21 protein-coding genes are annotated in these 21,539 nt (G+C 64.4%); 12 read left to right on the top strand and 9 right to left on the bottom strand.

What is annotated here, in order from left to right:
- Positions 1 to 30: 30 nt before the first annotated feature.
- The 4 genes from J2X19_RS13715 to J2X19_RS13700 form a co-directional block, all read right to left on the bottom strand.
- On the bottom strand, positions 31 to 963 hold the full coding sequence (locus tag J2X19_RS13715) for an electron transfer flavoprotein subunit alpha/FixB family protein (protein WP_310373913.1): 933 nt from the start codon (positions 961 to 963) through the stop codon (positions 31 to 33).
- 1 nt (position 964) lies between these two features.
- Entirely contained in the window at positions 965 to 1,714 is a 750-nt protein-coding gene (locus tag J2X19_RS13710; protein ID WP_310373911.1) for an electron transfer flavoprotein subunit beta/FixA family protein, read from the bottom strand.
- Positions 1,715 to 1,867: 153 nt separating this feature from the next.
- Positions 1,868 to 3,154 carry a mechanosensitive ion channel family protein gene (locus tag J2X19_RS13705; protein WP_310373909.1) on the bottom strand — a complete coding sequence of 429 codons (1,287 nt, stop codon included), beginning with the start codon at positions 3,152 to 3,154 and terminating at the stop codon, positions 1,868 to 1,870.
- A 34-nt stretch (positions 3,155 to 3,188) separates the two neighbouring features.
- Complete coding sequence (locus J2X19_RS13700; protein WP_116606349.1) at positions 3,189 to 4,142, bottom strand: histone deacetylase family protein; 954 nt, start codon at positions 4,140 to 4,142, stop codon at positions 3,189 to 3,191.
- 41 nt (positions 4,143 to 4,183) lie between these two features.
- Here J2X19_RS13700 and J2X19_RS13695 point away from each other — a divergent pair, with 41 nt between their 5' ends.
- The 6 genes from J2X19_RS13695 (at position 4,184) to J2X19_RS13670 (ending at position 10,569) form a co-directional block, all read left to right on the top strand.
- Entirely contained in the window at positions 4,184 to 5,104 is a 921-nt protein-coding gene (locus J2X19_RS13695) for an AAA family ATPase (RefSeq protein ID WP_310373906.1), read from the top strand.
- Complete coding sequence (locus J2X19_RS13690) at positions 5,104 to 6,060, top strand: DUF58 domain-containing protein (protein ID WP_310374537.1); 957 nt, start codon at positions 5,104 to 5,106, stop codon at positions 6,058 to 6,060. Before J2X19_RS13695 ends, J2X19_RS13690 begins: the two co-directional genes overlap by 1 nt.
- A 61-nt stretch (positions 6,061 to 6,121) precedes the next feature.
- On the top strand, positions 6,122 to 8,101 hold the full coding sequence (locus tag J2X19_RS13685) for a transglutaminase TgpA family protein (RefSeq protein WP_310373905.1): 1,980 nt from the start codon (positions 6,122 to 6,124) through the stop codon (positions 8,099 to 8,101).
- A 26-nt stretch (positions 8,102 to 8,127) separates the two neighbouring features.
- On the top strand, positions 8,128 to 9,213 hold the full coding sequence (mltB, locus tag J2X19_RS13680; protein ID WP_405048648.1) for a lytic murein transglycosylase B: 1,086 nt from the start codon (positions 8,128 to 8,130) through the stop codon (positions 9,211 to 9,213).
- Between the two features lie 205 nt (positions 9,214 to 9,418).
- Positions 9,419 to 9,982 carry a PEP-CTERM sorting domain-containing protein gene (locus tag J2X19_RS13675; RefSeq protein ID WP_310373900.1) on the top strand — a complete coding sequence of 188 codons (564 nt, stop codon included), beginning with the start codon at positions 9,419 to 9,421 and terminating at the stop codon, positions 9,980 to 9,982.
- Between the two features lie 158 nt (positions 9,983 to 10,140).
- Positions 10,141 to 10,569, top strand: coding sequence for an RcnB family protein (locus J2X19_RS13670; protein WP_116606343.1), 429 nt, complete (start codon positions 10,141 to 10,143; stop codon positions 10,567 to 10,569).
- A 344-nt stretch (positions 10,570 to 10,913) separates the two neighbouring features.
- On the opposite strand, the gene J2X19_RS13665 is transcribed toward J2X19_RS13670, so the two are convergent.
- From J2X19_RS13665 to J2X19_RS13645, 5 genes are all read right to left on the bottom strand, one after another.
- A complete protein-coding gene (locus J2X19_RS13665; RefSeq protein ID WP_116606342.1) occupies positions 10,914 to 11,360 on the bottom strand; it encodes a MarR family winged helix-turn-helix transcriptional regulator in 447 nt (148 codons plus the stop codon).
- A gap of 3 nt (positions 11,361 to 11,363) precedes the next feature.
- Entirely contained in the window at positions 11,364 to 12,329 is a 966-nt protein-coding gene (locus tag J2X19_RS13660) for a PDR/VanB family oxidoreductase (protein WP_310373892.1), read from the bottom strand.
- Positions 12,326 to 13,366, bottom strand: coding sequence for an aromatic ring-hydroxylating dioxygenase subunit alpha (locus J2X19_RS13655; protein WP_310373890.1), 1,041 nt, complete (start codon positions 13,364 to 13,366; stop codon positions 12,326 to 12,328). The genes J2X19_RS13660 and J2X19_RS13655 overlap by 4 nt, the downstream gene beginning before the upstream one ends.
- Positions 13,367 to 13,651: 285 nt before the next feature.
- Positions 13,652 to 14,881 (bottom strand): methyl-accepting chemotaxis protein, encoded by a 1,230-nt coding sequence (locus tag J2X19_RS13650; RefSeq protein WP_133249808.1) that lies wholly within the window; start codon positions 14,879 to 14,881, stop codon positions 13,652 to 13,654.
- An 81-nt stretch (positions 14,882 to 14,962) separates the two neighbouring features.
- On the bottom strand, positions 14,963 to 15,745 hold the full coding sequence (locus J2X19_RS13645; protein WP_310373887.1) for an IclR family transcriptional regulator domain-containing protein: 783 nt from the start codon (positions 15,743 to 15,745) through the stop codon (positions 14,963 to 14,965).
- Between the two features lie 153 nt (positions 15,746 to 15,898).
- Between J2X19_RS13645 and J2X19_RS13640 the strand changes: the two genes are divergently transcribed.
- From J2X19_RS13640 to J2X19_RS13615, 6 genes are all read left to right on the top strand, one after another.
- On the top strand, positions 15,899 to 16,822 hold the full coding sequence (locus J2X19_RS13640; protein ID WP_310373885.1) for a shikimate dehydrogenase family protein: 924 nt from the start codon (positions 15,899 to 15,901) through the stop codon (positions 16,820 to 16,822).
- Positions 16,823 to 16,874: 52 nt separating this feature from the next.
- Complete coding sequence (locus tag J2X19_RS13635; RefSeq protein ID WP_310373883.1) at positions 16,875 to 18,068, top strand: ABC transporter substrate-binding protein; 1,194 nt, start codon at positions 16,875 to 16,877, stop codon at positions 18,066 to 18,068.
- 100 nt (positions 18,069 to 18,168) lie between these two features.
- Complete coding sequence (locus J2X19_RS13630) at positions 18,169 to 19,044, top strand: branched-chain amino acid ABC transporter permease (RefSeq protein ID WP_092755397.1); 876 nt, start codon at positions 18,169 to 18,171, stop codon at positions 19,042 to 19,044.
- 10 nt (positions 19,045 to 19,054) lie between these two features.
- Positions 19,055 to 20,026, top strand: a complete 972-nt coding sequence (locus J2X19_RS13625) for a branched-chain amino acid ABC transporter permease (RefSeq protein ID WP_116606335.1) — start codon at positions 19,055 to 19,057, stop codon at positions 20,024 to 20,026.
- Positions 20,023 to 20,781 (top strand): ABC transporter ATP-binding protein, encoded by a 759-nt coding sequence (locus tag J2X19_RS13620; RefSeq protein WP_116606334.1) that lies wholly within the window; start codon positions 20,023 to 20,025, stop codon positions 20,779 to 20,781. The genes J2X19_RS13625 and J2X19_RS13620 overlap by 4 nt, the downstream gene beginning before the upstream one ends.
- A 2-nt stretch (positions 20,782 to 20,783) precedes the next feature.
- On the top strand, positions 20,784 to 21,533 hold the full coding sequence (locus J2X19_RS13615) for an ABC transporter ATP-binding protein (protein WP_310373877.1): 750 nt from the start codon (positions 20,784 to 20,786) through the stop codon (positions 21,531 to 21,533).
- The last annotated feature ends 6 nt before the right edge of the window (positions 21,534 to 21,539 follow it).

The raw sequence follows: 21,539 nt of genomic DNA, 5'->3' as shown, positions 1-21,539 counted from the left end.
GCAGGATGCCTTCTCTTGCTGTTGTACGCCTTACAGCGCTGCGACCAGCTCAGGCACGGCCACAAACAGGTCCGCCTCCAGCCCGTAATCCGCCACGCTGAAGATCGGTGCCTCGCCGTCCTTGTTGATGGCCACGATCACCTTGCTGTCCTTCATGCCGGCCAGGTGCTGGATCGCACCCGAGATGCCGGCAGCGATGTACAGCTGGGGTGCGACGATCTTGCCGGTCTGGCCCACTTGCCAGTCGTTCGGGGCATAGCCCGCATCGACGGCGGCGCGGCTGGCACCCAGAGCGGCCCCCAGTTTGTCGGCCAGCGGAATCATCACTTCGTTGAACTTCTCGGCGCTGCCCAGGGCCCGGCCACCGCTGACGATGATCTTGGCAGCGGTGAGCTCAGGCCGGTCGTTCTTGGCGATTTCGCTGCCCAGGAAGCTCGACTTGCCGGCATCGGCGGCCGCGCCCAGCACGTCCACCGTGGCCGAGCCACCGGTGGCGGCAGCCGGGTCGAAGCCGGTGGTGCGCACGGTCAGGACCTTGGTCGCGTCCAGGCTTTGCACGGTGGCGATGGCGTTGCCGGCGTAGATCGGGCGCTCGAAGGTGTCGGCGCTGAGGACCTTGGTCACGTCGGAGATCTGGGCCACATCCAGCTTGGCTGCGACACGGGGGGCGATGTTCTTGCCCGAGGCTGTCGCAGGGAACACCAGATGGCTGTAGCCCGAGGCCACGGCCAGCACCTGGGCGGCGACGTTCTCGGCCAGGCCGTGTTCGAAGCCGGGGGCATCGGCGTGCAGCACCTTGGCGACACCAGCGATCTGGGCGGCAGCCGCAGCGGCCGCACCGGCATTGGCGCCGGCGATCAGGATGTGGACGTCACCACCGCAGGCGAGTGCGGCGGTGACGGTGTTCAGGGTTGCGCCCTTGACGCTGGCGTTGTCGTGTTCGGCAATTACAAGAATCGTCATGTCAGATCACCTTGGCTTCGGTTTTGAGTTTGGCTACGAGGGTGGCGACATCGGGCACCTTGATGCCGGCACTGCGCTTGGGTGGCTCGCTGACCTTCAGGGTCTTGATGCGGGGGCTCACGTCAACACCCAGGTCTTCGGGCTTGAAGACATCCAGCTGTTTCTTCTTGGCCTTCATGATGTTGGGCAAGGTGACGTAGCGGGGTTCGTTCAGGCGCAGGTCGGTGGTGACCACGGCGGGCAGGCTGACGGCGATGGTTTCCAGGCCGCCGTCGACTTCGCGGGTGACGTGGGCTTTGCCGTCCACCACTTCGATCTTGCTGGCGAAGGTGGCTTGGGGCAGGTCGGCCAGGGCCGCCAGCATCTGGCCGGTCTGGTTGCAGTCGTCGTCGATGGCTTGCTTGCCCAGGATCACCAGGCCGGGTTGCTCTTTGTCGACCAGGGCTTTGAGCAGCTTGGCGACGGCCAGGGGTTGCAGCTCTTCGCTGGTCTCGACCAGGATGGCGCGGTCGGCGCCGATGGCCATGGCGGTGCGCAGGGTTTCCTGGCACTGGGTGACACCGCAGGAGACGGCGATGATTTCGGTGACCACACCTTTTTCTTTGAGGCGTACCGCTTCTTCCACGGCGATTTCGTCAAAGGGGTTCATGCTCATCTTGACGTTGGCGATGTCTACTCCCGTGTTGTCCGACTTGACCCGGACTTTCACGTTGTAGTCCACCACCCGTTTTACGGCTACCAGGACCTTCATGCTAACGGCTCCTCAAAGTTATATGGAAAAACGAACTTGGCTCTTCGCCCGCGATTTTATGCGGCGGCTGTCATGTGACTTGCACAAAATAGAACGGTCGTTCTTTTTTGGCGATTATAGGCTGCGGATACTCCACCCGACCATGCCGCTGCGTCAACCTGGAGACAGCTGCTCGGCCGGTTTTTGCGTGTGCACCACGCGCTGCGGGTACGGTACCTCGATATGGTGGGCGCGCAGCGCCTGCAGGATGGCCAGGTTGATTTGCGAGCGCAAATTGCCCTGGCCGTTCTCGATGTCGGCAATCCAGTAACCCAGGCTGAACTCCAGCCCGTCGGCACCGAAGGCTGTCAGGCTGACCGACGGCGCGGGCTCGCGCAGCACCCGGTCGTGCTGCAGCGCGGCTTCGGTCAGCAGGCGGATCACCAGGTCCACATCGCTGTCGTAGCCCACCGACACCTCGGTGGACTGCGAAATCCGGGAGTTTTGCAGCGACAGGTTTTCCACCCGCTGGATCAGCAACATCTCGTTGGGCACAATGGATTCGCGGCCATTCGGCGCACTGACGATGGTGTAGCGGGCGTTGATGTCGGTGACCCGGCCTTCGAAGTTGTCCACCTTCACAAAGTCGCCGATGCGGATACTGCGCTCGGCCAGGATCACAAAACCGCTCACGTAATTGGCCGCCAGCTTCTGCAAGCCAAAGCCTATGCCCACGCCGACCGCGCCGCCCAGCACCGACAAGGCCGTCAGGTCGATGCCCACGGCCGACAACGCCAGCAGCAGGCCCAGGAACATCAGCAGCGCCCGGGTCGCATTGCTCAAGGCCTTGCGCAGCGACAGTGCGCTGCCGGTAGCCGACTTCAGCAGCCGGGCTTCGATGGCCGACGAAATCCACAGCGTGACGATCAGCACCGCGCCGGCCGTCAATGCGCCCTCCACCATATTCCGGCCCGACAGGGTGGAGCCGCCAACCTTCCATTTCAGCTGGTCCAGCTCTTCCAGTAGCACCGGCAGCAGGCCGCTGACCCACAGCACCATGGCCAGCCAGGCGACCCAGGAAATCGTCCGCTCCAGCAACCGCACCACCGGCGCATCCTGGAACGCCACCTGCAGCACCTTGACCCCGGTGCGTATCACCGCCAGCGACACCAGCACCGGCATGGCAATCTTGTACACCGCCAGCGGTATCCACTGGGCCAGCAGCAGCTGGGCCAGCGTGCCCAGGCCCAACAGCAGCAGCGGAAACATCACGCCGTCGACGATCCGGCGGCCAAACAGAATCGAGCGCTCGTCCGGAGTGCCCACGGCCCGGCGTACCGCCCAGACCAGGCTCCAGGCCAATAACAGGCACAGGGCCAGGCTGGCCAATTCCAGCAAGGCCGTGGGCCGCAGCAGCGCGGCCATCCAGCTATCGAAATCATTGATCGGTGCATTCGCCATCGGTACGCGGGGTCCTTCTAAATTAAATTACAAATTACAAATCGGCCAGCACCCGCAGGTGGGCCTCCACGCTGCGGCCCAGCGCGCTCAGGTCGTAGCCGCCTTCCAGGCAGCTGACGATGCGGCCCTGGGCAAAGCGGCGGGCCACGTCTTTGACGCGCATGGTGATCCACGCGTAGTCTTGCTCGACCAGGCCCATCTGGCCCATATCGTCTTCGCGGTGTGCATCGAAGCCGGCGCTGATGAAAATCATCTCCGGCCGGTGCTCTTCCAGCCGGGGCAGCCAGTACATCTCGATCAGCTCGCGCACCTCCATGCCCCGGGTGTAGGCCGGCACCGGCACGTTGACCAGATTGGCCGCATCCGACTGCGCCCCACCCACCGGGTAAAACGGGTGCTGGTAGAAGCTGACCATCAGAATGCGATCGTCGCCGGCCACGATGTTCTCGGTGCCATTGCCGTGGTGCACGTCAAAGTCGACGATGGCCACGCGCTTCAGCCCATGCCGTTCCAGCGCGTACTTGGCGGCGATGGCCACGTTGTTCAAAAAGCAAAAGCCCATGGCCTGGTCGCGGCAGGCGTGGTGGCCGGGCGGGCGCACCGCGCAGAAGGCGTTTTCCAGCTCGCCGGCGATCACCGCATCGGTGGCGGCCAGCGCGGCGCCCGCAGCATGCAAAGCCGCATCCCAGGTGTGGATGTTCATGGACGTGTCCGGGTCCAGCTGCACATGGCTGGGGCCACCGGCGTTGATCTCTTCGCGCAAGGTGGCAGTTAGGCCGCGCAGCGTGGCCACGTAGTTGCGGCCATGGGCCAGCTCGATATCGGCCAGCGCGGCGGCAGACGCCTCGCGCCGGTCCAGTGCGTCGGCCACGCCGCAGATCAGCAAGCGGTCGTCTATCGCGGCCAGGCGCTCCGGGCACTCGGGATGGCCTGGGCCCATCTCATGTTTGCGGCAATCGGGGTGGGTGAAATATCCGGTCTTGTTCACGTTGCTTGTCCGGGTTTTGTAATTTCGGGTAACGTCTTGGCATGCATGTACAACACAAACTCCACGCACTGCTAAACCAGCTTAACACGGTGATTGTGGGCAAATCCGCCCAGGTCCAGGACTGCGTGGCCTGCCTGCTGGCCGGCGGCCACTTGCTGATCGAAGATGTACCCGGCGTGGGCAAAACTACCTTGGCACATGCGCTGGCGCGTACCTTCGGCCTGCAGTTTTCCCGCGTGCAGTTCACTGCCGACCTGATGCCCAGCGACCTGTCGGGCGTGTCGATCTACGAGCGCGGCAAAGAAGCCTTTGTGTTCCACCCGGGACCGCTGTTTGCGCAGATTCTGCTGGCCGACGAGATCAACCGCGCCAGCCCCAAGACCCAGAGCGCGCTGCTCGAAGCCATGGAAGAAAAACAGGTCACGGTCGAAGGCTCCACCCGCCCGCTGCCGGTGCCGTTCTTCGTCATCGCCACGCAGAACCCGCTGGACCAGCTCGGCACCTTCGCCCTGCCCGAGTCGCAACTCGACCGCTTTCTGATGCGTATATCGCTCGGCTACCCGGACCGCGCGGCCGAACGCCAGCTGCTGGCCGGGCAGGACAGGCGCGACCTGGTCGAGCACCTGCCCAGTCTGCTGAGTCCGCACGAGCTGCAGGAGCTGCAACGCCAGGTGCTGCAAGTGCATGCGGCCGATCCGCTGCTCGACTATGTGCAAGACCTGGTGGCCGCTACCCGCTCGGGCCGCTGGTTTCTGCAAGGCCTGAGCCCGCGCGCCGGCATTGCGGTGGTGCGCGCCGCCAAGGCCCAGGCGCTGCTCAGCGGCCGCGACTATGTAGCGCCCGACGACGTGCAGGCGATACTGGCGCAAACCGTGGCGCACCGCCTGGTGCCGGTGGGCGACGCGGGCCGTGGCGCCGTCGCCCAGGTGCAGGCCATGATCGCGGGTACGCCCTTGCCGTGATTCCGAATCCATTTGCCTCGCTGCGCGCCCGTTACCAACGCTGGTGGCAGCTACGCATCCATTTCACCGACACCACGTTTCTGACCCAGCGCAACGTCTACATCCTGCCTACTGCGCCCGGCTTCATGCTGGCGGCCACCCTGCTGGTGCTGTTGGTGGCCAGCATCAACTACCAGCTGAACCTGGGCTACCTGCTGACCTTTCTGCTGGCCGGCTGCGCGGTGGTCGGCGTGCATGTAGGCCACGCCACCCTGCGTGGCCTGAATATGCATTTGATAGCACCCGAGCCACAGTACATCGGCGCTAACGCCCTGATTTCCATTCAATTGAGCAGCACCCGCAAGACCACCCGGCACGGCATAGGCCTGGGCCTGCTGGGCTCGGGCCACTGGGCCTGGACCGATGTGCCGGCCCTCGGCAGCAGCAAGGTGCAGATAGCCTTCAGCCCGACCGAACGCGGCCTGCAACGACTGCCCACCATCACCGCCGAGACCCGCTTTCCGCTCGGCACCTTCCGCGTCTGGACCTACTGGCGGCCCGCCGCCCAGCTGCTGGTCTACCCCCGGCCCGAAGCCCATCCGCCGCCGCTGCCGCCCGGCCAGCCGCGCGCCGGCGGCTCCAGCCACAGCGTGGTGCAGGCCACAGGCGAGTTCGACGGCGTGCGCGCCTACCGGCGCGGTGACCCGCTGAAGCTGGTGGTCTGGAAAAAAGCCGCCAAGGCCGACGAACTGGTCAGCCGCGACAGCCAGCAAGCCCAGCGCCACGAGCTGTGGCTGGACTACGCACAGGCCGGCGCGCTGGGCCTGGAGGCCAAGCTGTCGCGCCTGTGCGCCTGGGTGCTGCTGGCCGACCAGCACGGCCTGGACTACGGCCTGCGCCTGCCCGGGCTGGAGATCCCGCCCAGCGCCGGCGAAGCCCACAAGCGGCGCTGCCTGGAGGCCTTGGCTTTATGCTAAATCGGCCTCTGGCGCTTATTTCACCTGCGCAAGCAGCTATTTATTCCATAGCAATCACCCCATGCGCTGGCTGAGCCCGTTCACCACCCTGCCCCGGGACAGCCGAGACACACTGTTCCTGTTGGCCGTGATCGCCTGGGTAGTGCTGCCGCAGGTGGGCAATCTGCCGCTGTGGTGCGCGGGCCTGGCGGCCGGCGTGTTGCTGTGGCGCGGCTGGCTGGCCTGGCGCTCCCGGCCGCTGCCCTCGCGCTGGTGGCTGCTGGCCTTGCTGGCGGTCACCCTGGCCGCCACCTGGGCCACGCACAAGACCCTGCTCGGGCGTGATGCGGGCGTGACCCTGATCGTGCTGCTGCTGGCGCTGAAGACGCTGGAGCTGCGGGCCCGGCGCGATGCCTTTGTGGTGTTCTTCCTGGGCTTCTTCACCATGCTCAGCAACTTCTTTTTCTCGCAGTCGCTGCTGACCGCCGCAGCCATGCTGATCGCCCTGCTCGGCCTGCTGACGGCACTGGTGAACGCCCATATGCCGGTCGAGAACAAGGCCCCGCTGCGCGAAGCCGCACGCATCGCCGGCGGAATGGCGCTACTGGGCGCGCCCATCATGGCTGTGCTGTTCGTGCTGTTCCCGCGCATGGCGCCACTGTGGGGCGTGCCCAGCGACGCCATGGCCGGGCGCAGCGGCCTGTCCAGCCAGATGGAGGTCGGCACCATGGCCAGCCTGGCGCTGGACGACGGCATCGCCATGCGGGTGCGCTTTGACGGCCGGCCGCCGGCGCAGACCGAGTTGTACTTCCGCGGCCCGGTGCTGTCGTTGTACGACGGGCGGGTCTGGCGGCCGCAGTACAGCGACTTTGCGCGCCGCGCCGACGGCGACCTGCAGGTGTCCGGCCCAGCGGTGAATTACCAGGTGACGCTGGAGCCGAACAACCGCCCCTGGCTGCTGACGCTGGACGCCACACCCCTGCCTCCCACCCTGCCCGGCAACCTGGGCGCGGTAATGACGCCCGACCTGCAATGGCTGGCCAGCCGCCCCATCAGCGACCTGACGCGCTACCAGGTGCAGAGCTACCCGCAGTTCCGCTACGGGCCGCAGCGGCCCAACCTGAGCCTGCAGACCTTTGTAGACCTGCCGCCCGGCTTCAACCCGCGCACCCTGCAGCTGGCCGCCGAAATCCGCCGCGCCCAGCCCGGCGCCAATACCGCCGCCCTGGTGCACACCGTGCTGCAGCGCCTGCGCAGCGGTGGCTATACCTACACGCTGGATCCCGGCGTGTATGGCCGCGACACGGCCGACGAATTCTGGTTCGACCGCAAGGAGGGCTTTTGCGAACACATCGCATCGTCCTTCGTGATCCTGATGCGGGCGCTGGACATACCGGCGCGCATCGTCACCGGCTACCAGGGTGGCGAGCTCAATGGCGTGGACGGCTTCTGGATGGTGCGCCAGAGCGATGCCCATGCCTGGGCCGAAGTCTGGCAGGCCGACCGCGGCTGGACCCGGGTCGACCCAACCGGCGCGGTATCGCCGGGCCGCGTCGGCAGCTTTACCCGCCTGCAAGCACCACGCGGCATCGTCGGCAACACCCTGGCCACCGTCAGCCCCGACGTGGCCAAACGCCTGCGCGCCGCCTGGGACGCCATGAACAACGGCTGGAACCAGTGGGTGCTGAACTACAGCCAGGGCAAGCAGCTGGATCTGCTGAAGAACCTGGGCTTCAGCAGTCCCGAATGGGAGGACCTGGGCAAGGTGCTGGCCGCCATCGTGGTACTGGCCAGCCTGGGCGGAGCCGCCTGGGCCCAGTGGGAGCGGCGCCAGCACGACCCCTGGCTGCGCCTGCTGCAGGCTGCAAGGCGCAAGCTGCAGCAGGCCGGCCTGGCCGTGCCCGACAACGCCCCGCCCCGGCAGATGGCGGCGCTGGCGCAAGACCACCCGGCCATCCACGACTGGCTGCTGCAGCTGGAAGCCCAGCGCTACGCGCCGCACACCCCGCATAGCCTGGCGACGCTACGCCGTGGCTTCAAACGCCTGGTCTGGCCCCACTAAACTCGGGCGGCCACCTTTTTACCGCCATGTACAAACTTCTCCCTATTGCTCTTGTTTTAATAGCTGCTTGCGCATTCCCTGCCTACGCCAAACCCCTAAAAACCGTAAAAAACAAGACGGCTGCCACAGCCAATCCCGGCGGCCCGCTGTACGCCAGCCGGGACGACGCCATGGCCGCCGCCGATGACATCGCCGACCGCCGCGGCCTGGACCCGGCCTGGGTGCGCCAGACCCTGGGCCAGGCCCGCTTCATCGCCAGCGTGCCCAAGCTGATGGCGCCTGCGCCCAAGGGCACGGTCAAGAACTGGAGGGTCTACCGCAGCCGCTTCATCGACCCGGTGCGGATTGCCGCCGGCGTGCGCTTTTGGCAGGCCAACCGCGCCACGCTGGATCAGGCCGAAAAAGAATACGGCGTGCCGGCCGAGATCATCGTCGGCATACTCGGCGTGGAGACCATCTACGGCCAGAACATGGGCAACTTCCGCGTGATCGACGCGCTGGCCACCCTGGCCTTCGACTTCCCCGCCAGCCACCCACGCGCCAAGGAACGCAGCACCTACTTCAAGGGCGAGCTCGAGCAGTACCTGAGCCTGACCCAGCGCGCCAATATCGACCCCTTGAGCCTGCGCGGCAGCTATGCGGGCGCCATGGGCCTGCCGCAGTTCATGCCGACCAGCTGGGCCCACTACGCGGTGGACTTCGACGCCGACAGCCGCGTCGATCTGTTCAATAGCCCGGCCGATGCGATTGGCTCGGTGGCCAGCTATTTCAAAGCCTTCCACTGGCAAACCGGCATGCCCACGCATTACCCGGTGCAGTTCGACACCAAGACCTTGGACATGGACGCGCTGATGGCGCCCGACATCCTGCCCACCTTCAGCCTGGCCAGCTTCCAGGCCAAGGGCGCGGTGCTGGACGGCGCGGCCCTGCAACACAACGGCCCGCTGGCGCTGATCGAGCTGCAGAACGGCGGCGACCCGCCCGAATACGTAGCCGGCACCGAGAATTTCTACGCCATCACCCGCTACAACTGGAGCAGCTATTACGCGATGGCGGTGATCGAGTTGGGGCGGGAAGTGGCGGCAGCCTTCAAAGCGAAGGCCGGGCAGTAGCCCGATAGCCCGAGGGGCCGTGCGCTGCGGCCGGCCTCTGGAGTCGCCTGGATAGGCGTTGCAAAACCGCAAATCCGTCGCCCAGGAGGCTCGACTAAATCACGCAAGCGGGGTGAAGTTTCTGAATGCTGTTTGTTTTCAATGGCTTACGCGTGTCGCCATGTAACACTGCGTAACAGGAAAACAAACAGACAAAGGAACCACGATGCGCTTACTCAACAAACTGCTGGCCACCTCGGTCCTCGCATTCGCCGGCTTGGCCAATGCCACCGTCGTCACGTTCGAAGACCTGCATGGTCAAAGCGCCCTGGCATCCAACTATGCAGGACTGACCTGGGGCAATGGCTGGACCTATTACGACTGGTCCCAGTCTCCTTACAACGCGTCCTCTGGGCATACCCGTCTCTACAACTACAACCCTGCTAAGGATTTTTTCAAGTTTTCCAACGACGTCATTTTTGACGGTGCATTCTTCGCCGGCTACGACGGTGCAACATTCCAACTGTATAACGACGGCCAACTGGTACACACCTCGTCCACACTCGGTCTGTCTAGCACTCCGACTTTCCTGTCCTCCGGCTACGGTGGGATGATCGATGAAGTTCGATTGCTCGCAAATAACGGTAGCTTCGTCATGGACGACGTGACCTACCATTCCGCTGCAGTTGCGCGCGATGTCGCCAACGCGGTTCCTGAGCCCAGCTCGCTGGCCTTGATGGGCCTGGGCCTGGTGGGGCTGATAGCTGCGCGCCGCCGCGTCAAGGCCTGAATCTTGTCTGCACCGGAAAAAGCGCCCGCTGGGCGCTTTTTTTATGGGGCCGCGGTTGCTGGCACGCCTCTGTAAACATGGGTAAAGCACATGCTCTCCTACAGCCGCAGATAGGGCGTCACAGTCCAATCGAAGAGTGGTTTTTTAAGGAGCATCCCATGCAGAAAACAGCAATCACTGCCGCATTCACGGCTGCCGCTCTCACCCTCAGCAGCCTGGCTTTCGCCCAGGGCAATTCAGGAGGGCGTGGCGACCAGGAGCTGCCAAGGCATGGCAAACCGCCAAGCCACTCGAATGCCCGCCCGGGCGAGCACAACCAGCGGCCCGGCCCGCAGCGCATGGAAACCCAGCAGCACAACGGCCCCGGCCAGGCGCACACGCGCGGCGCCGGCCCGGACCACCGCTTCTACAAGGGCGGCCGCTTGCCCGCCGAATACCGCAACCGCCAGTACGTGGTGGACGACTGGCGCGGCCACCACCTGCATGCGCCACCGCGCGGCTACCACTGGGTGCAAACCGGCGGCGACTACGTGCTGGTGGCCATCACCACCGGCATCATTGCGCAGATCATTCTGGGTAACTTCTAAGAGCCTGTTCACAATCTATTTGAGGCCGCGCAGCAGCCTTCTCGGGAGGGGCTGGTAGGCGCGGCTCGCCGCCCATAGCCCGGCTATGGGCAAGAGTCGCAACGCCCCAGACTGCCCGGGAAGGCTGCTGCCCTACGGGTTGGGGAGAAATCGGGCGATTTGCCCGCCATCACCCTTGCATGGGCAGAGAGCCCATGCTGCAGGCGCTGACAGCCAACTCATCCCGATTGCTCCCCAACGCGGCCTCAAATAAATTGTGAACAGGCTCTAAGTTCTGACCGGGTAATCCCGCCCATGAAAAAGCCGCTCCTAGGAGCGGCTTTTCACGTTCGACAGCAGCCGACTCAGCGGCCTTGGCGCTTGCGCGAATCGGGTTCGACGAACTTGCGCAGCAGACGCAGCAGTTCCTCACGCTCACCTTCCTCCAAGCCCCCGAGCAAGGTGGTCTGCATCTGCTCCATCCCCGCCACCAACGTGCCCAGCAGCGCCGTGCCGGCGGGCGTGAGGGCCAGGCTGCGCTGGCCGCGGGCCAGCACGGCTCGGCTGATCCAGCCCTTGGTTTCCAGCCGCGCGGCGATGTCGGCGGTGGTAGAGGTGTCCAGCGCCACCTCCAGCGCCAAGGTGCTCTGGTCTATGCCCGGCTTGTCCTGCAGCACCCGCATCAGCGCATACTGCACGGGCGTGACCTCGCGGCCCAGGTGTTCGTGGAAGCTGGCCACGGAAATCTGGTGGGCGCGGCGGATCAGATGGCCGGGTTGGTCTTGCAGTCCGATCAGGGTGGGTTCAGGCATGTCTCACAAATCCAGCACTAAAAGGGCTGATTTTGACCGAGAGCAGCAAGGCGTGAACTGGTCGTTGGCGGCCTGCTCTTCCGGCGTCAGGTACATGTCCTTGTGGTCGGGCTCGCCCTCCAGCACACGGGTCAGGCAGGTGCCGCACACGCCTTGCTCGCAGGACATGGGAATCTCCACCCCTGCCAGGGCCAGGGCCTTGGCCACAGTCTGGTCGGCGGCGATGCGCACCACCCGGCCCGAGCTGGCCAGCTTGACGTCAAAGCTGGCGTCGTCATCCGACTTGACCACCTCGGCCGAAAAGAACTCGTAGTGCAGCTGGGCCTCGGGCCAGCCGCTGGCCCGCGCTGTCTGCAGCACCGCATCCATGAAACCTTTGGGCCCGCAGACGTAGAGGTGCACACCCGGCTGCGGCTCGGCCAGCAGATCGGGCAGCGAGAGCTTTTGCACGCTGGCGCCATCGTCGAAGTGGAAATGCACCTGGGATGCAAAGCCCGATGCGCGGATGCGCTCAAGAAACGCGGTGCGTTCCTGCGAACGGCTGCAGTAGTGCATCTCGAACGGTGCGGCGCTGGCCGCCAGGCGCTCGGCCATGCACAGAATCGGCGTGATGCCGATGCCGCCGGCCAGCAGCAGGCTGCGGCTGGCGGCATGCGCCAAGGGGAAGTGGTTCTTGGGCGCGCTGATCTGCAACACATCGCCCTCCTGCACCGTGTCGTGCATGGCCTGCGAGCCGCCGCGCGATGCCGGGTCGCGCAGCACGCCGATCAGGTAGCGGTGGGTTTCGCTGGCGTCGTTGCACAGCGAATACTGGCGCGTCAGCCCGCCGGGCAGGTGCACATCCACATGTGAGCCCGCCGAGAAGCCCGGCAGCGCCGCACCGTCGGTGGCAACCAGCTCGTAGCTGCAGATGTCCAGCGCTTCCTGCGACTTGCGCGCCACGCGGACGCTGATCTTGGCCGAGTTCATGCCGTCACCTGCGGTGCTTCGGCGGCCAGCCAGCGGTCGATCACCTTGCGCGACTGCACGCCGCCGGAGTCGATGTTCAACATCAACAGCTTGCGGCTCGGGTGGGCCAGCAGGTTGCGCTGCTGCTTCTCCAGCATCTCCAGGTCTTCGCTGAAGATCTTGCCCTGGCCTTCGCGGATGCTGGCGGTCAGCTCGGCGTCATCGGGCTTGAAGTTGCGGGCCATGCCCCAGAAGTACCAGATCGAGGTCTCGGTTTCGGGGGTAATGAAGTCGACCACGATGGACGCAGCTTTGTGCTCGGCCGGCGCGTCGTAGCCTCCATGGCCTGCATGGGCCACACCGACCTCGATCATCACGTGGCTGGGCGGGGTGAAGCGGCAGATCTGCCAGCGGTCCACCGGCACGTCGTCGGCCAGGCCATTGCCGCGCAGCGCCATGCGCCAGAACGGCGGCGCAAAGATGTTTTCCATGTGCCGGCTGGTCACCACCTCATCGCCATGGACCTCCGTTTTGGTGGGTGTCTCGTCGATCTCCTTCTGGCCGATGCTGGAGGCATGCACATAGGTTTCGTGTGTCAGGTCCATCAGGTTGTCGACCATCAGCCGGTAGTCGCAGTTGATGTGGAACAGGCCACCACCATAGGCCCAGGCGGGGTTCTCGGCCCACTCCAGGTGGTGCAGCTTGCTTTCGTCGGCCTGGGCGATGTCGCCGGGCCAGACCCAGATGAAGCCATAGCGCTCGATGGCGGCAAACGCGCGGATCGCCGGGAAGCCGCGCACCCGCTGGCCGGGCATGGCCACGGTCTTGCCGTCGCAGCCCATTTCCAGGCCATGGTAGCCGCAGACCAGCTTGCCGTCTTCTACCCTGCCCAGCGACAGCGGCGCGCCGCGGTGCGGGCAAAAGTCTTCCAGCGCAGTGACCTTGCCTTCGGGGCCACGGTAAAACACCATGGACTCGCCGCAAATCTTGCGGCCCAGGGGCTTGTCTTGGATGTCATCGGGGGTGCAGGCGACGTACCAGGCGTTTTTAGGGAACATGGCGAATTGCTTCCATCGTTGGCTGCATGTTGGGAGAAGATGCATCGCCTGCAGCGCGATTTGACGATCAGCATCCTGAATGTTGATTCAGTGTACGGATCGTTGCCTCGTTTAAAACCTAGCAATTACCCTAGGATCACGGAAATGGGGAGGTAAAGTTCAGGCCTGAGTTCGACCTATAAACCTGATGAAAACCAGGCTCTAGCGCGTATTCTGCCTACGCTGGCAGCTATCAAAAAAATAGTATTTCTTGCCGCCGGCCTTGCACCGGCGGCAAGACCCGGTTCAGACCTTGAAGGTATCGACCGAAGCCTGCAGCTGCTCGACCTGGGTGGCCATGGACGCGGCGGCGGCGGCGGTTTCTTCGACCAGCGAGGCGTTTTGCTGGGTCACGGCCTCCAGCTGCACCACGGCCTGGTTCACGTGCTCGATGCCTATGCTTTGCTGGGCCGAGGCGTCGGCCATTTCGGCCAACACGGATGTCACCTGCTGCACCGCCTGCACGATTTCCTGCATGGTGCGGCCGGCCTGGTCAACGCGCAGAGAGCCGCTTTCCACCTGGTGCACCGAATCGCCGATCAGGCCCTTGATCTCCTTGGCGGCATCGGCGCTGCGCTGCGCCAGGGTGCGCACCTCGCTGGCCACCACCGCGAAGCCGCGGCCCTGCTCGCCCGCGCGGGCCGCTTCCACCGCGGCATTCAGCGCCAGGATATTGGTCTGGAAGGCAATGCCTTCGATGACCTCGATGATGTCGACAATCTTCTTCGAGCTGCGGCTGATGGCGTCCATGGTCTCAACCACTTCGCCCACCGCATCGCCACCGCGCTGGGCGATCTTGGACGCATTGGCGGCCAGGCCGTTGGCCACCTGCTCGCGCTGGGCGTTCTGGCGCACGGTGGCAGTCAGCTGCTCCATGCTGGCCGCGGTTTCTTCCAGCGAAGACGCCTGGGTTTCGGTACGCGCCGACAGGTCGGCATTGCCGGCGGCGATCTCTTTGGAGGCCAATAGGATGGATCCGGTGGAATCCTTGATGCTGGTGACCAGCTCGGTCAGCTTGTCCTCCATGTCACCCATGGAGTTCAACAGCTTGCCGAATTCGCCGCCCCGGTCGCTCTCAAAATCCTGGCTCAGGTCGCCCGACGCGACGGTGTCGGCGATCAGCAGGGCTTCTTTCAGCGGGCCGGAAATGCTGTTGCCAAGCAGGATGGAGATGGCGGCACCCAGCGCTACCGTGACGCCGCACAAGGCCACCAGCAGCGTGGTTGTGGACGCGATGTAGGCATCCTGGGCTGCAGCATCTTTTTGCAGCTGCTGCTTTTGCAAGTCCACCATTTCGTTCACCGTGGCCGCAGCCGCGCTCTTCGCGAGGCCGTCCTGCAGTGTCCGGCGGTTCATTTGCGCAAGCTCACCAAAGCGCAGCGTGGCCACCGTGACGATCACCACCAACAGAGCGAGCACCAGCGCGAAGCCGAGGTTCAGGCGCGTGGACACTTTCATGTTTGAGAAAAACGGCATTTTTAGATTTCCAAAAATTGATGACGCAGTGTAACTAATTGCAACACATTGACAGCTAGCTGTCGGTCCATGCAACACGGGCTAAATCAAGTTCCGCATCGCCTGGGCGGTCTCGCGCAACACCGGCAGCACGCGGGCCACTGCATCCTGCGTGGCTTCGTGACCCATCGGCATGGTAACGCTCAAGGCGGCCACTGCGGTGCCGTTGCGGTCACGCAACGGCACCGCCACCCCCCGATAGTTCAACTCCAGCTGCTGTTCCGACACCGCCCAGCCCTGGGTACGGATGTGGATCAGGGTGGTGCGCAGGCTTTCCTTGTCGGTAATGGTGTGGGTGGTATAGGTTTTGAGTTCACGCTCCGCCAGCCACAGATCGCGCTCGGCGGTGCTGCGTTCGGCCAGCAGCAGCAAGCCGGCGGCCGTCACCTGCGCCGGCACCCGCCCGCCCAGCACGTAGCCGGTATTCATGGCCCGCACCGGGCCGTTGCGGGCGATATAGACGATGTCGTCGCCGTCCAGCACGCTGAGGTAGGCAATCTCCAGGGTGCCGGCGGTGATGCGCTGCAGGTAGGGCTGGACGATGCGCGGTAGCCGGGCCGACTCCAGAAAGCTCTGCCCCAGGCGCAGCACCCGCGGCGTCAGCCAGAACAGCTTGCCGTCGGTGGACACATAGCCGAGGTGCGCCAGGGTCAGCAGGTAGCGGCGCGCGGCGGTGCGCGTCAGGCCGCAGCGCTGGCCGGCCTGGGTGGCGTTCATGCGCGGATTGGCTTCGTCAAAAGCTTCGAGCAGGCCCAAGCCCTTTTCCAGGCCGGCGATCCAGTCGCGGCGCTCCAATTGACCTTCGCTGCCATGCTTTGAAACCATATGTAAACCCTAATTTCGGTCGATTATCGCGCTTTACCGTTCATTAATCGCGCATCTGGGCAGGCACTTTATGCTGGTTTCGGGGGTGAGCCTCTACATTTCAGTCCGAAATCCACCTGCCCTACCCCTCCGCTCCCCACCGTCCAAGCGCCCATGCCCATTACCGCCGCCACTGCTCCCGTACACGCCATCGACGGCCAGACCGCGGTGTATTTGATCATTGGCGACCCGGTGGAGCAGGTGCAGGCGCCCACAAGCTTCAACCGGATTTTTGCGCTGCTGGGCATCAATGCAGTACTGGTGCCAGTGCATGTCGCACCGGCCGATCTGCAGGCCTTCGTCAGCACCATGTTCCGCGCCTCCAACATCCAGGGCCTGTGGGTCACCATTCCGCACAAGGCACCCCTGCTGGACTGGCTGGACAGCAGCACCGACCTGGCCCGCATGGCCGGCGCCGTCAACGCGGTGCGGCGCACCGCGGGCGGCCAGCTCGAAGGCGGGCTGTTCGACGGTGAGGGCTTTGTCGCCAGCCTCGGCTACTTTCAGATCGCCTATGCAGGCAAGCGCGTACTGATCCTGGGCGCCGGCGGTGCCGCTGCCGCAATCGGTGCATCGCTGGCCCTGGCCGGCGCGCAAGCCCCAGCCGAGATCGCCTTCTACGACCCCACACCCGGCCGCGCCGAGCAGGCTGCGGCCCGCATCCGCCAAGCCTCGCCCGTGGCCGCACAGGCCGTCGGCAGCAACGACCCGGCGGGCTTCGACCTGGTGGTCAACGCCACGCCGCTGGGCTTGCAAGCCAGCGACCCGCTGCCCTGCGATGTGGCCCGCATGGAGCCACACGCCGCACTGGTCGACATCCTGATGAAAAACCAGCCCACGCCGGTGGTGCGCGCTGCCCGCGCCCGCGGCCTGGTGGCCGAGCCGGGGTTTGAAATGATGATCCAGCAAACCCATTGCTACCTGGACTTCTTCGGCTTCCATGGCGCGGCCCAGCGGTTGCGCGAAGACGCCGATTTTTTGCGCGAACTGATCTATCCGGCCGAGCTGCAAGCTGAAATTCGCCGCCAGATGCCGTAAGCTTTGTAACGCACTCTTTTCCTCACCTTATTTACAACCAGGAGACACATCCATGCACACACCTTCCTCCAAACGCTTTGCTCTTAAATTCGTAGCTGCTTGCGCAATTGCAGCCAGCGCTGGCGGTGCATTTGCCCAAGCCACCATCAAGCTCGCCAACATCGTCGAGCTGTCCGGCGGCGGCGCCACCGCAGGCACCAACTTCAAGAACGGCGTGGAGCTGGCGGTGAAGGAAATCAATGCCGACGGCGGCGTGCTGGGCAAGAAGTTCGAGACCATCACCACCGACACCCAAAGCAACCCCGGCGTGGCCAAGGGCCTGACGCAAAAAGCCGTGGACAACGATGTGTTCGCCATCTTCGGCCCGGTGTTCTCCGGCTCCATCATGGTCAGCATGGCCGAAAGCCGTAAGGCCGAGATCCCCAACTTCACCGGCGGCGAAGCGGCCAGCATCACCAAGGCCGGCAACCCCTACATCTTCCGCACCAGCTTCACGCAGGAAACCGCCATGCCCAAGGTGGCGCGCTACATCAACGAAGTGACCAAGGCCAAGACCCTGGCCATCATTTACGTGAACAACGACTTCGGCAAAGGCGGCCTGGATTCGATCAAGAAAGCCCTGGCCGGTACCGACACCAAGATCGTGGCAGAAATCTCCAGCGACAGCGGCCAGGTCGACTTCTCGGCCCCGGTGCTGAAGGCCAAGCAAAGCAATGCCGACGCGCTGTTTGCCTATTCCAACGAAGAAGAGTCGGCCCGCATCCTGCGCGAACTGCGCAAGCAGGGCTGGACCAAGCCCATCATCGGCGAAACCACACTGACCGGCCAAAAGGTGATCGACCTGGCCGGCGAGGCCGCCAACGGCGCGATTGCCCACGTCGGCCTGACGGTGGACGCACCCATCCCGTCGATCCGCGCCTTCCGCGCCAAGTTCGAAAAGGCCTACAACTACGTGTCCGACCACAACGGCATGAAAGGCTACAGCGGCGTGTACGCACTGAAGGCAGCGATCGAAAAGGTCGGCAAGCTGGACCGCAAGGCTGTGGCCGCTGCCATGCACGGCCTGAAGGTCACCACCGATAAATACCCCGGCGTGCTGATGAACGTCGAGTTCGACAAGAACGGCGATCTGGACCGCGAAAGCTTCATGGTCGAAGTGAAGAACGGCAAGCAGGAAGTGATCGCCACCGTGCCGCCGCTGAACGCCGGCAACGTCAACGTGAAGACGCCAGCAGCGAAGAAGTAACGGCAAGGCAAGCCATCCCTCTCCCCCGCGCGGGAGAGGGCATTACAAAGTGCCCCACCCATGGCCGTGGGTGCGTACACCATTTCCAGGAGACCCTCCCGTGACCGACTTCCTCCAACTCTTCTTCAGTGGCCTGGCCACCGGGGGCATCTATGCGCTGGCCGCGCTGGGCTTTACCCTCTTGTGGCAGGCCGCAGGCACCATCAACTTCGCCCAGGGCGAGTTCGTCATGCTGCCGGCCTTCATGATGCTGGCCTTTGTCAGCATGGGCGCGCCCTTCTTGGTCAGCTTTCTGCTGACCTGCATCCTGGCCACCGCCGTGCTCGGCTGGGCCTTCAAGCGCGGCATCGTCGATCCGCTGTTCAAGTTCGGCATGATGCCCATCGTGGTGGCCACCATCGGCCTGTCGATCTTCATGCGCAACGGCATGCGCGCCGGTTACAGCGCCGAAGCCCACCCCTTCCCCAGCCTGTTTGCCGACAAGCTGTTCAACATCGCCGGTGTCACCATCACCCTGGCCGACGTCGGCACCCTGGTGCTGGCCCTGCTGCTGGTGTTCGCCACCCAGGCCTTCCTGGCCAAAACCATCACCGGCCGCGCGATGCAGGCCGTGGCGCAGAACACCGAGAGCGCCAGCGTGCTGGGCATCAATGTGCCGCGCATGATCTTCTACACCTTCGCCATCAATGCGGTGCTGGCCTGCGCGGCCGCCGTGCTGGTTACCCCCACCTACCTGGCCAAGTTCGACATGGGCGAGTCGCTGGGCAACAAGGCCTTCTTCGCGGCCATCATCGGCGGCTTCAACAACTCGCGCGGCGCACTACTGGGCGGGCTGATCGTCGGCGTCTGCGAAAACCTGGCGGCCGCCTATATCTCGCCGGCCTACAAGGACGCGGTGGCGCTGGTGATCTTCATGGTGGTGATCCTGTTCAAGCCCCAAGGGCTGCTGGGACGCAAAGAAGAACGAAAAGTCTGAGGCACCCGCCATGAAAAAATCCACTCTTATTTCCATAGCAGTCGCCGCAGTATTCCTGTGCGCTACACCGCTATTTCTTAAAAATTACGGCATCTACCTGCTGACCACCTGGCTGATCTTCGTGCTCGCCACCATGGGCCTGAACCTGACCGTCGGCTATGCCGGCCAGAAGTCGCTGGGCCACGCCGCCTTCTTTGGCATCGGCGCCTACACCATGGCCTTGCTGCTGAAGGCCGGCTTCAGCTGGTGGCTGGGCATTCCGGCCGCGGCGACCCTGTGCTTTGCGGTCGGCCTGGTGCTGGGCTTCCCGGCGCTGCGGGTGCAAACCATCTACCTGGCCTTCGCCACCCTGGGTTTCAACACCGCGGTCTGGCTGCTGATGCGCAACGAGGAATGGCTGACCGGCGGCACCTTCGGCATCAACGACATCGCCCGCCCGGCCTTCGCCAATGCCAACCTGGTGTACTACTACGTGGTGCTGGCGTTTACCGTGGCCCTGGGCCTGCTGCTCTGGGGCCTGCTGCGCTCGCCCTGGGGCAAGGCCTTTACCGCGCTGCGCGACAACCCGATCCGGGCCGAGAGCCTGGGCATCAGCATCCGCAGCTACACCCTGCTGTCGTTTGCCATCGGCGCCGCCTATGCGGGCGTGGCCGGAGCGCTGTTTGCGTCCCTGGTGCAGTTCATCGAACCGGCGCCGTTTGCCGTGGGCGCCTCCATCATGATGTACCTGATGGTGGTGGTCGGCGGCCCCGGCTACTTCCTCGGCCCGGTGGTAGGTGCGGCGGTCGGTGTGGTGGTGCCCGAGTGGCTGCGCGATGTACCCGGCGTGTCCGACTGGTATTTGCCGCTGTTCGGCGCGGCCGTGGTGTTCCTGATGGTCTGGCTGCCCGACGGGCTGCTGAGCCTGCCGGACCGCATCAAGGCCAAGAAACAATCCAAAGAAGCCAGCGCCGCGCGCGCTGCAGCAGGAGCCAAGCCATGAGCCAGTCCCTTTTGAAAGTCACCGACCTGAAGAAGGCCTACGGCGCGATCCAGGCCGTGGGTGGCGTCAGCTTCGAAGTCCAGCCGGGTGAGATCTTCGGCGTGATCGGCCCGAACGGTTCGGGCAAGACCACGCTGTTCAACAGCATGCTGGGCCAGATCACCCCCGACACCGGCAGGATCGAACTGAACGGCGAAGACGTAACCCAATGCGGCCCGCTGGAGCTGAACCGCAAGGGCGTGGGCCGCACCTTCCAGACGCTGCAGGTATTCGGCAAGATGACGGTGCGCGACAACCTGATCGTCGCTGCGCAAGAGCACAAGGGCACGATGTTCGGCCGCATGTTCGCGCCCGGCGACTCGGGCCTGGGCGGCAAGGCCGACGCGCTGATCAAGCGTTTCCGCATCGAGCACGTGGCCGACAAAAAGGCCGGCGAGCTTAGCTACGGCCAGCAAAAGCTGGTTGACATCGCCATGGCCTTCATGAGCGAGCCCGACCTGGTGCTGCTCGACGAACCCTGCGCCGGGGTGAACCCCAGCCTGGTCGGCGGCATCTCCACCCTGCTGAAAGACCTGAACCGCAATCCTGCTTCGGGCAAGAAAAGCAGCTTCGTGGTCATCGAGCACAACATGGACTTCGTGATGGACCTGTGCCACCGCATCATGGTGATGGTCGAAGGCAAGGTGATGGCCATCGGCACGCCGGCGGAAATCCGCGGCAACAAGCAAGTCCTCGACGCGTATTTAGGAGCCTGAGCATGAGCGACACCTGTATTGAATTCAACGACGTGGTGGCCGGCTACAAGGACTTCATGATCCTGAACAACCTGAGCTTCAAGGCCCAGACCGGCTCCATCACCCTGCTGCTGGGCCCGAACGGTGCCGGTAAATCGACGGTGCTGAAAACCCTGTTCGGCCTGCTGAAGCCGCGCCAAGGCACGATCAAGCTGTACGGCGAGAGCGTGGTCGGCCTGACGCAAAAGGACTTGCTGGCCAAGGGCATCGCCTTCGTGCCGCAGGGCCGCAATCTGTTCGGCCAGCTGACGGTGTGGCAGAACCTGGAACTCGGCGGCATCACCATTGGCAAGGAACTGACGCACGAGCGCACTCCCGAAGTGCTGGAGTTCTTCCCCCGCGTCAAGCAGCGCATGAACAGCATGGCCTCGGCCTTGTCGGGCGGCGAGCAAAAGCAGCTGGAAATCGGCCGCGCCCTGCTGCTGCGGCCCAAGGTGATACTGATCGACGAGCCCAGCATCGGCCTGTCGCCCATGGTGGTCGGCGATGTGTTCAAGCTCTTGCGCAAGCTGGCCGACCAGGGTACGACGGTGCTGATGGTCGAGCAGAACGTGAAGAGTGCGCTCAAAATTTCCGATGAAGCGATTGCGCTGGAATCGGGCCGCCTGGTACTGCAGAAGCCCGCCTCCGAGCTGCTGGCCGACCCGCATATCGAGCGGCTGTTCCTGGGTGGCGCCCATGCTGCAAATGCAGCGCCGGCAGCGACCGTTTAGGAGCAC

The sequence above is a fragment of the Rhodoferax ferrireducens genome (assembly GCF_031458075.1).
Taxonomy (GTDB): Bacteria; Pseudomonadota; Gammaproteobacteria; order Burkholderiales; family Burkholderiaceae_C; genus Rhodoferax_B; species Rhodoferax_B ferrireducens_A.
This window is presented reverse-complemented; position numbering and strand designations above follow the sequence as displayed.

Bases quoted from the DNA above. Each gene is read 5' to 3' on its own strand.
- J2X19_RS13705 (WP_310373909.1), bottom strand. From the start codon at position 3,154: ATGGCGAATGCACCGATCAATGATTTCGATAGCTGGATGGCCGCGCTG.
- J2X19_RS13675 (WP_310373900.1), top strand. From the start codon at position 9,419: ATGCGCTTACTCAACAAACTGCTGGCCACCTCGGTCCTCGCATTCGCC.
- J2X19_RS13625 (WP_116606335.1), top strand. From the start codon at position 19,055: ATGAAAAAATCCACTCTTATTTCCATAGCAGTCGCCGCAGTATTCCTG.
- J2X19_RS13645 (WP_310373887.1), bottom strand. From the start codon at position 15,745: ATGGTTTCAAAGCATGGCAGCGAAGGTCAATTGGAGCGCCGCGACTGG.
- J2X19_RS13635 (WP_310373883.1), top strand. From the start codon at position 16,875: ATGCACACACCTTCCTCCAAACGCTTTGCTCTTAAATTCGTAGCTGCT.
- J2X19_RS13615 (WP_310373877.1), top strand. From the start codon at position 20,784: ATGAGCGACACCTGTATTGAATTCAACGACGTGGTGGCCGGCTACAAG.
- J2X19_RS13695 (WP_310373906.1), top strand. From the start codon at position 4,184: ATGCATGTACAACACAAACTCCACGCACTGCTAAACCAGCTTAACACG.
- J2X19_RS13655 (WP_310373890.1), bottom strand. From the start codon at position 13,366: ATGTTCCCTAAAAACGCCTGGTACGTCGCCTGCACCCCCGATGACATC.
- mltB (WP_405048648.1), top strand. From the start codon at position 8,128: ATGTACAAACTTCTCCCTATTGCTCTTGTTTTAATAGCTGCTTGCGCA.
- J2X19_RS13685 (WP_310373905.1), top strand. From the start codon at position 6,122: ATGCGCTGGCTGAGCCCGTTCACCACCCTGCCCCGGGACAGCCGAGAC.
- J2X19_RS13670 (WP_116606343.1), top strand. From the start codon at position 10,141: ATGCAGAAAACAGCAATCACTGCCGCATTCACGGCTGCCGCTCTCACC.
- J2X19_RS13710 (WP_310373911.1), bottom strand. From the start codon at position 1,714: ATGAAGGTCCTGGTAGCCGTAAAACGGGTGGTGGACTACAACGTGAAA.
- J2X19_RS13650 (WP_133249808.1), bottom strand. From the start codon at position 14,881: ATGCCGTTTTTCTCAAACATGAAAGTGTCCACGCGCCTGAACCTCGGC.
- J2X19_RS13660 (WP_310373892.1), bottom strand. From the start codon at position 12,329: ATGAACTCGGCCAAGATCAGCGTCCGCGTGGCGCGCAAGTCGCAGGAA.
- J2X19_RS13665 (WP_116606342.1), bottom strand. From the start codon at position 11,360: ATGCCTGAACCCACCCTGATCGGACTGCAAGACCAACCCGGCCATCTG.
- J2X19_RS13640 (WP_310373885.1), top strand. From the start codon at position 15,899: ATGCCCATTACCGCCGCCACTGCTCCCGTACACGCCATCGACGGCCAG.
- J2X19_RS13715 (WP_310373913.1), bottom strand. From the start codon at position 963: ATGACGATTCTTGTAATTGCCGAACACGACAACGCCAGCGTCAAGGGC.
- J2X19_RS13620 (WP_116606334.1), top strand. From the start codon at position 20,023: ATGAGCCAGTCCCTTTTGAAAGTCACCGACCTGAAGAAGGCCTACGGC.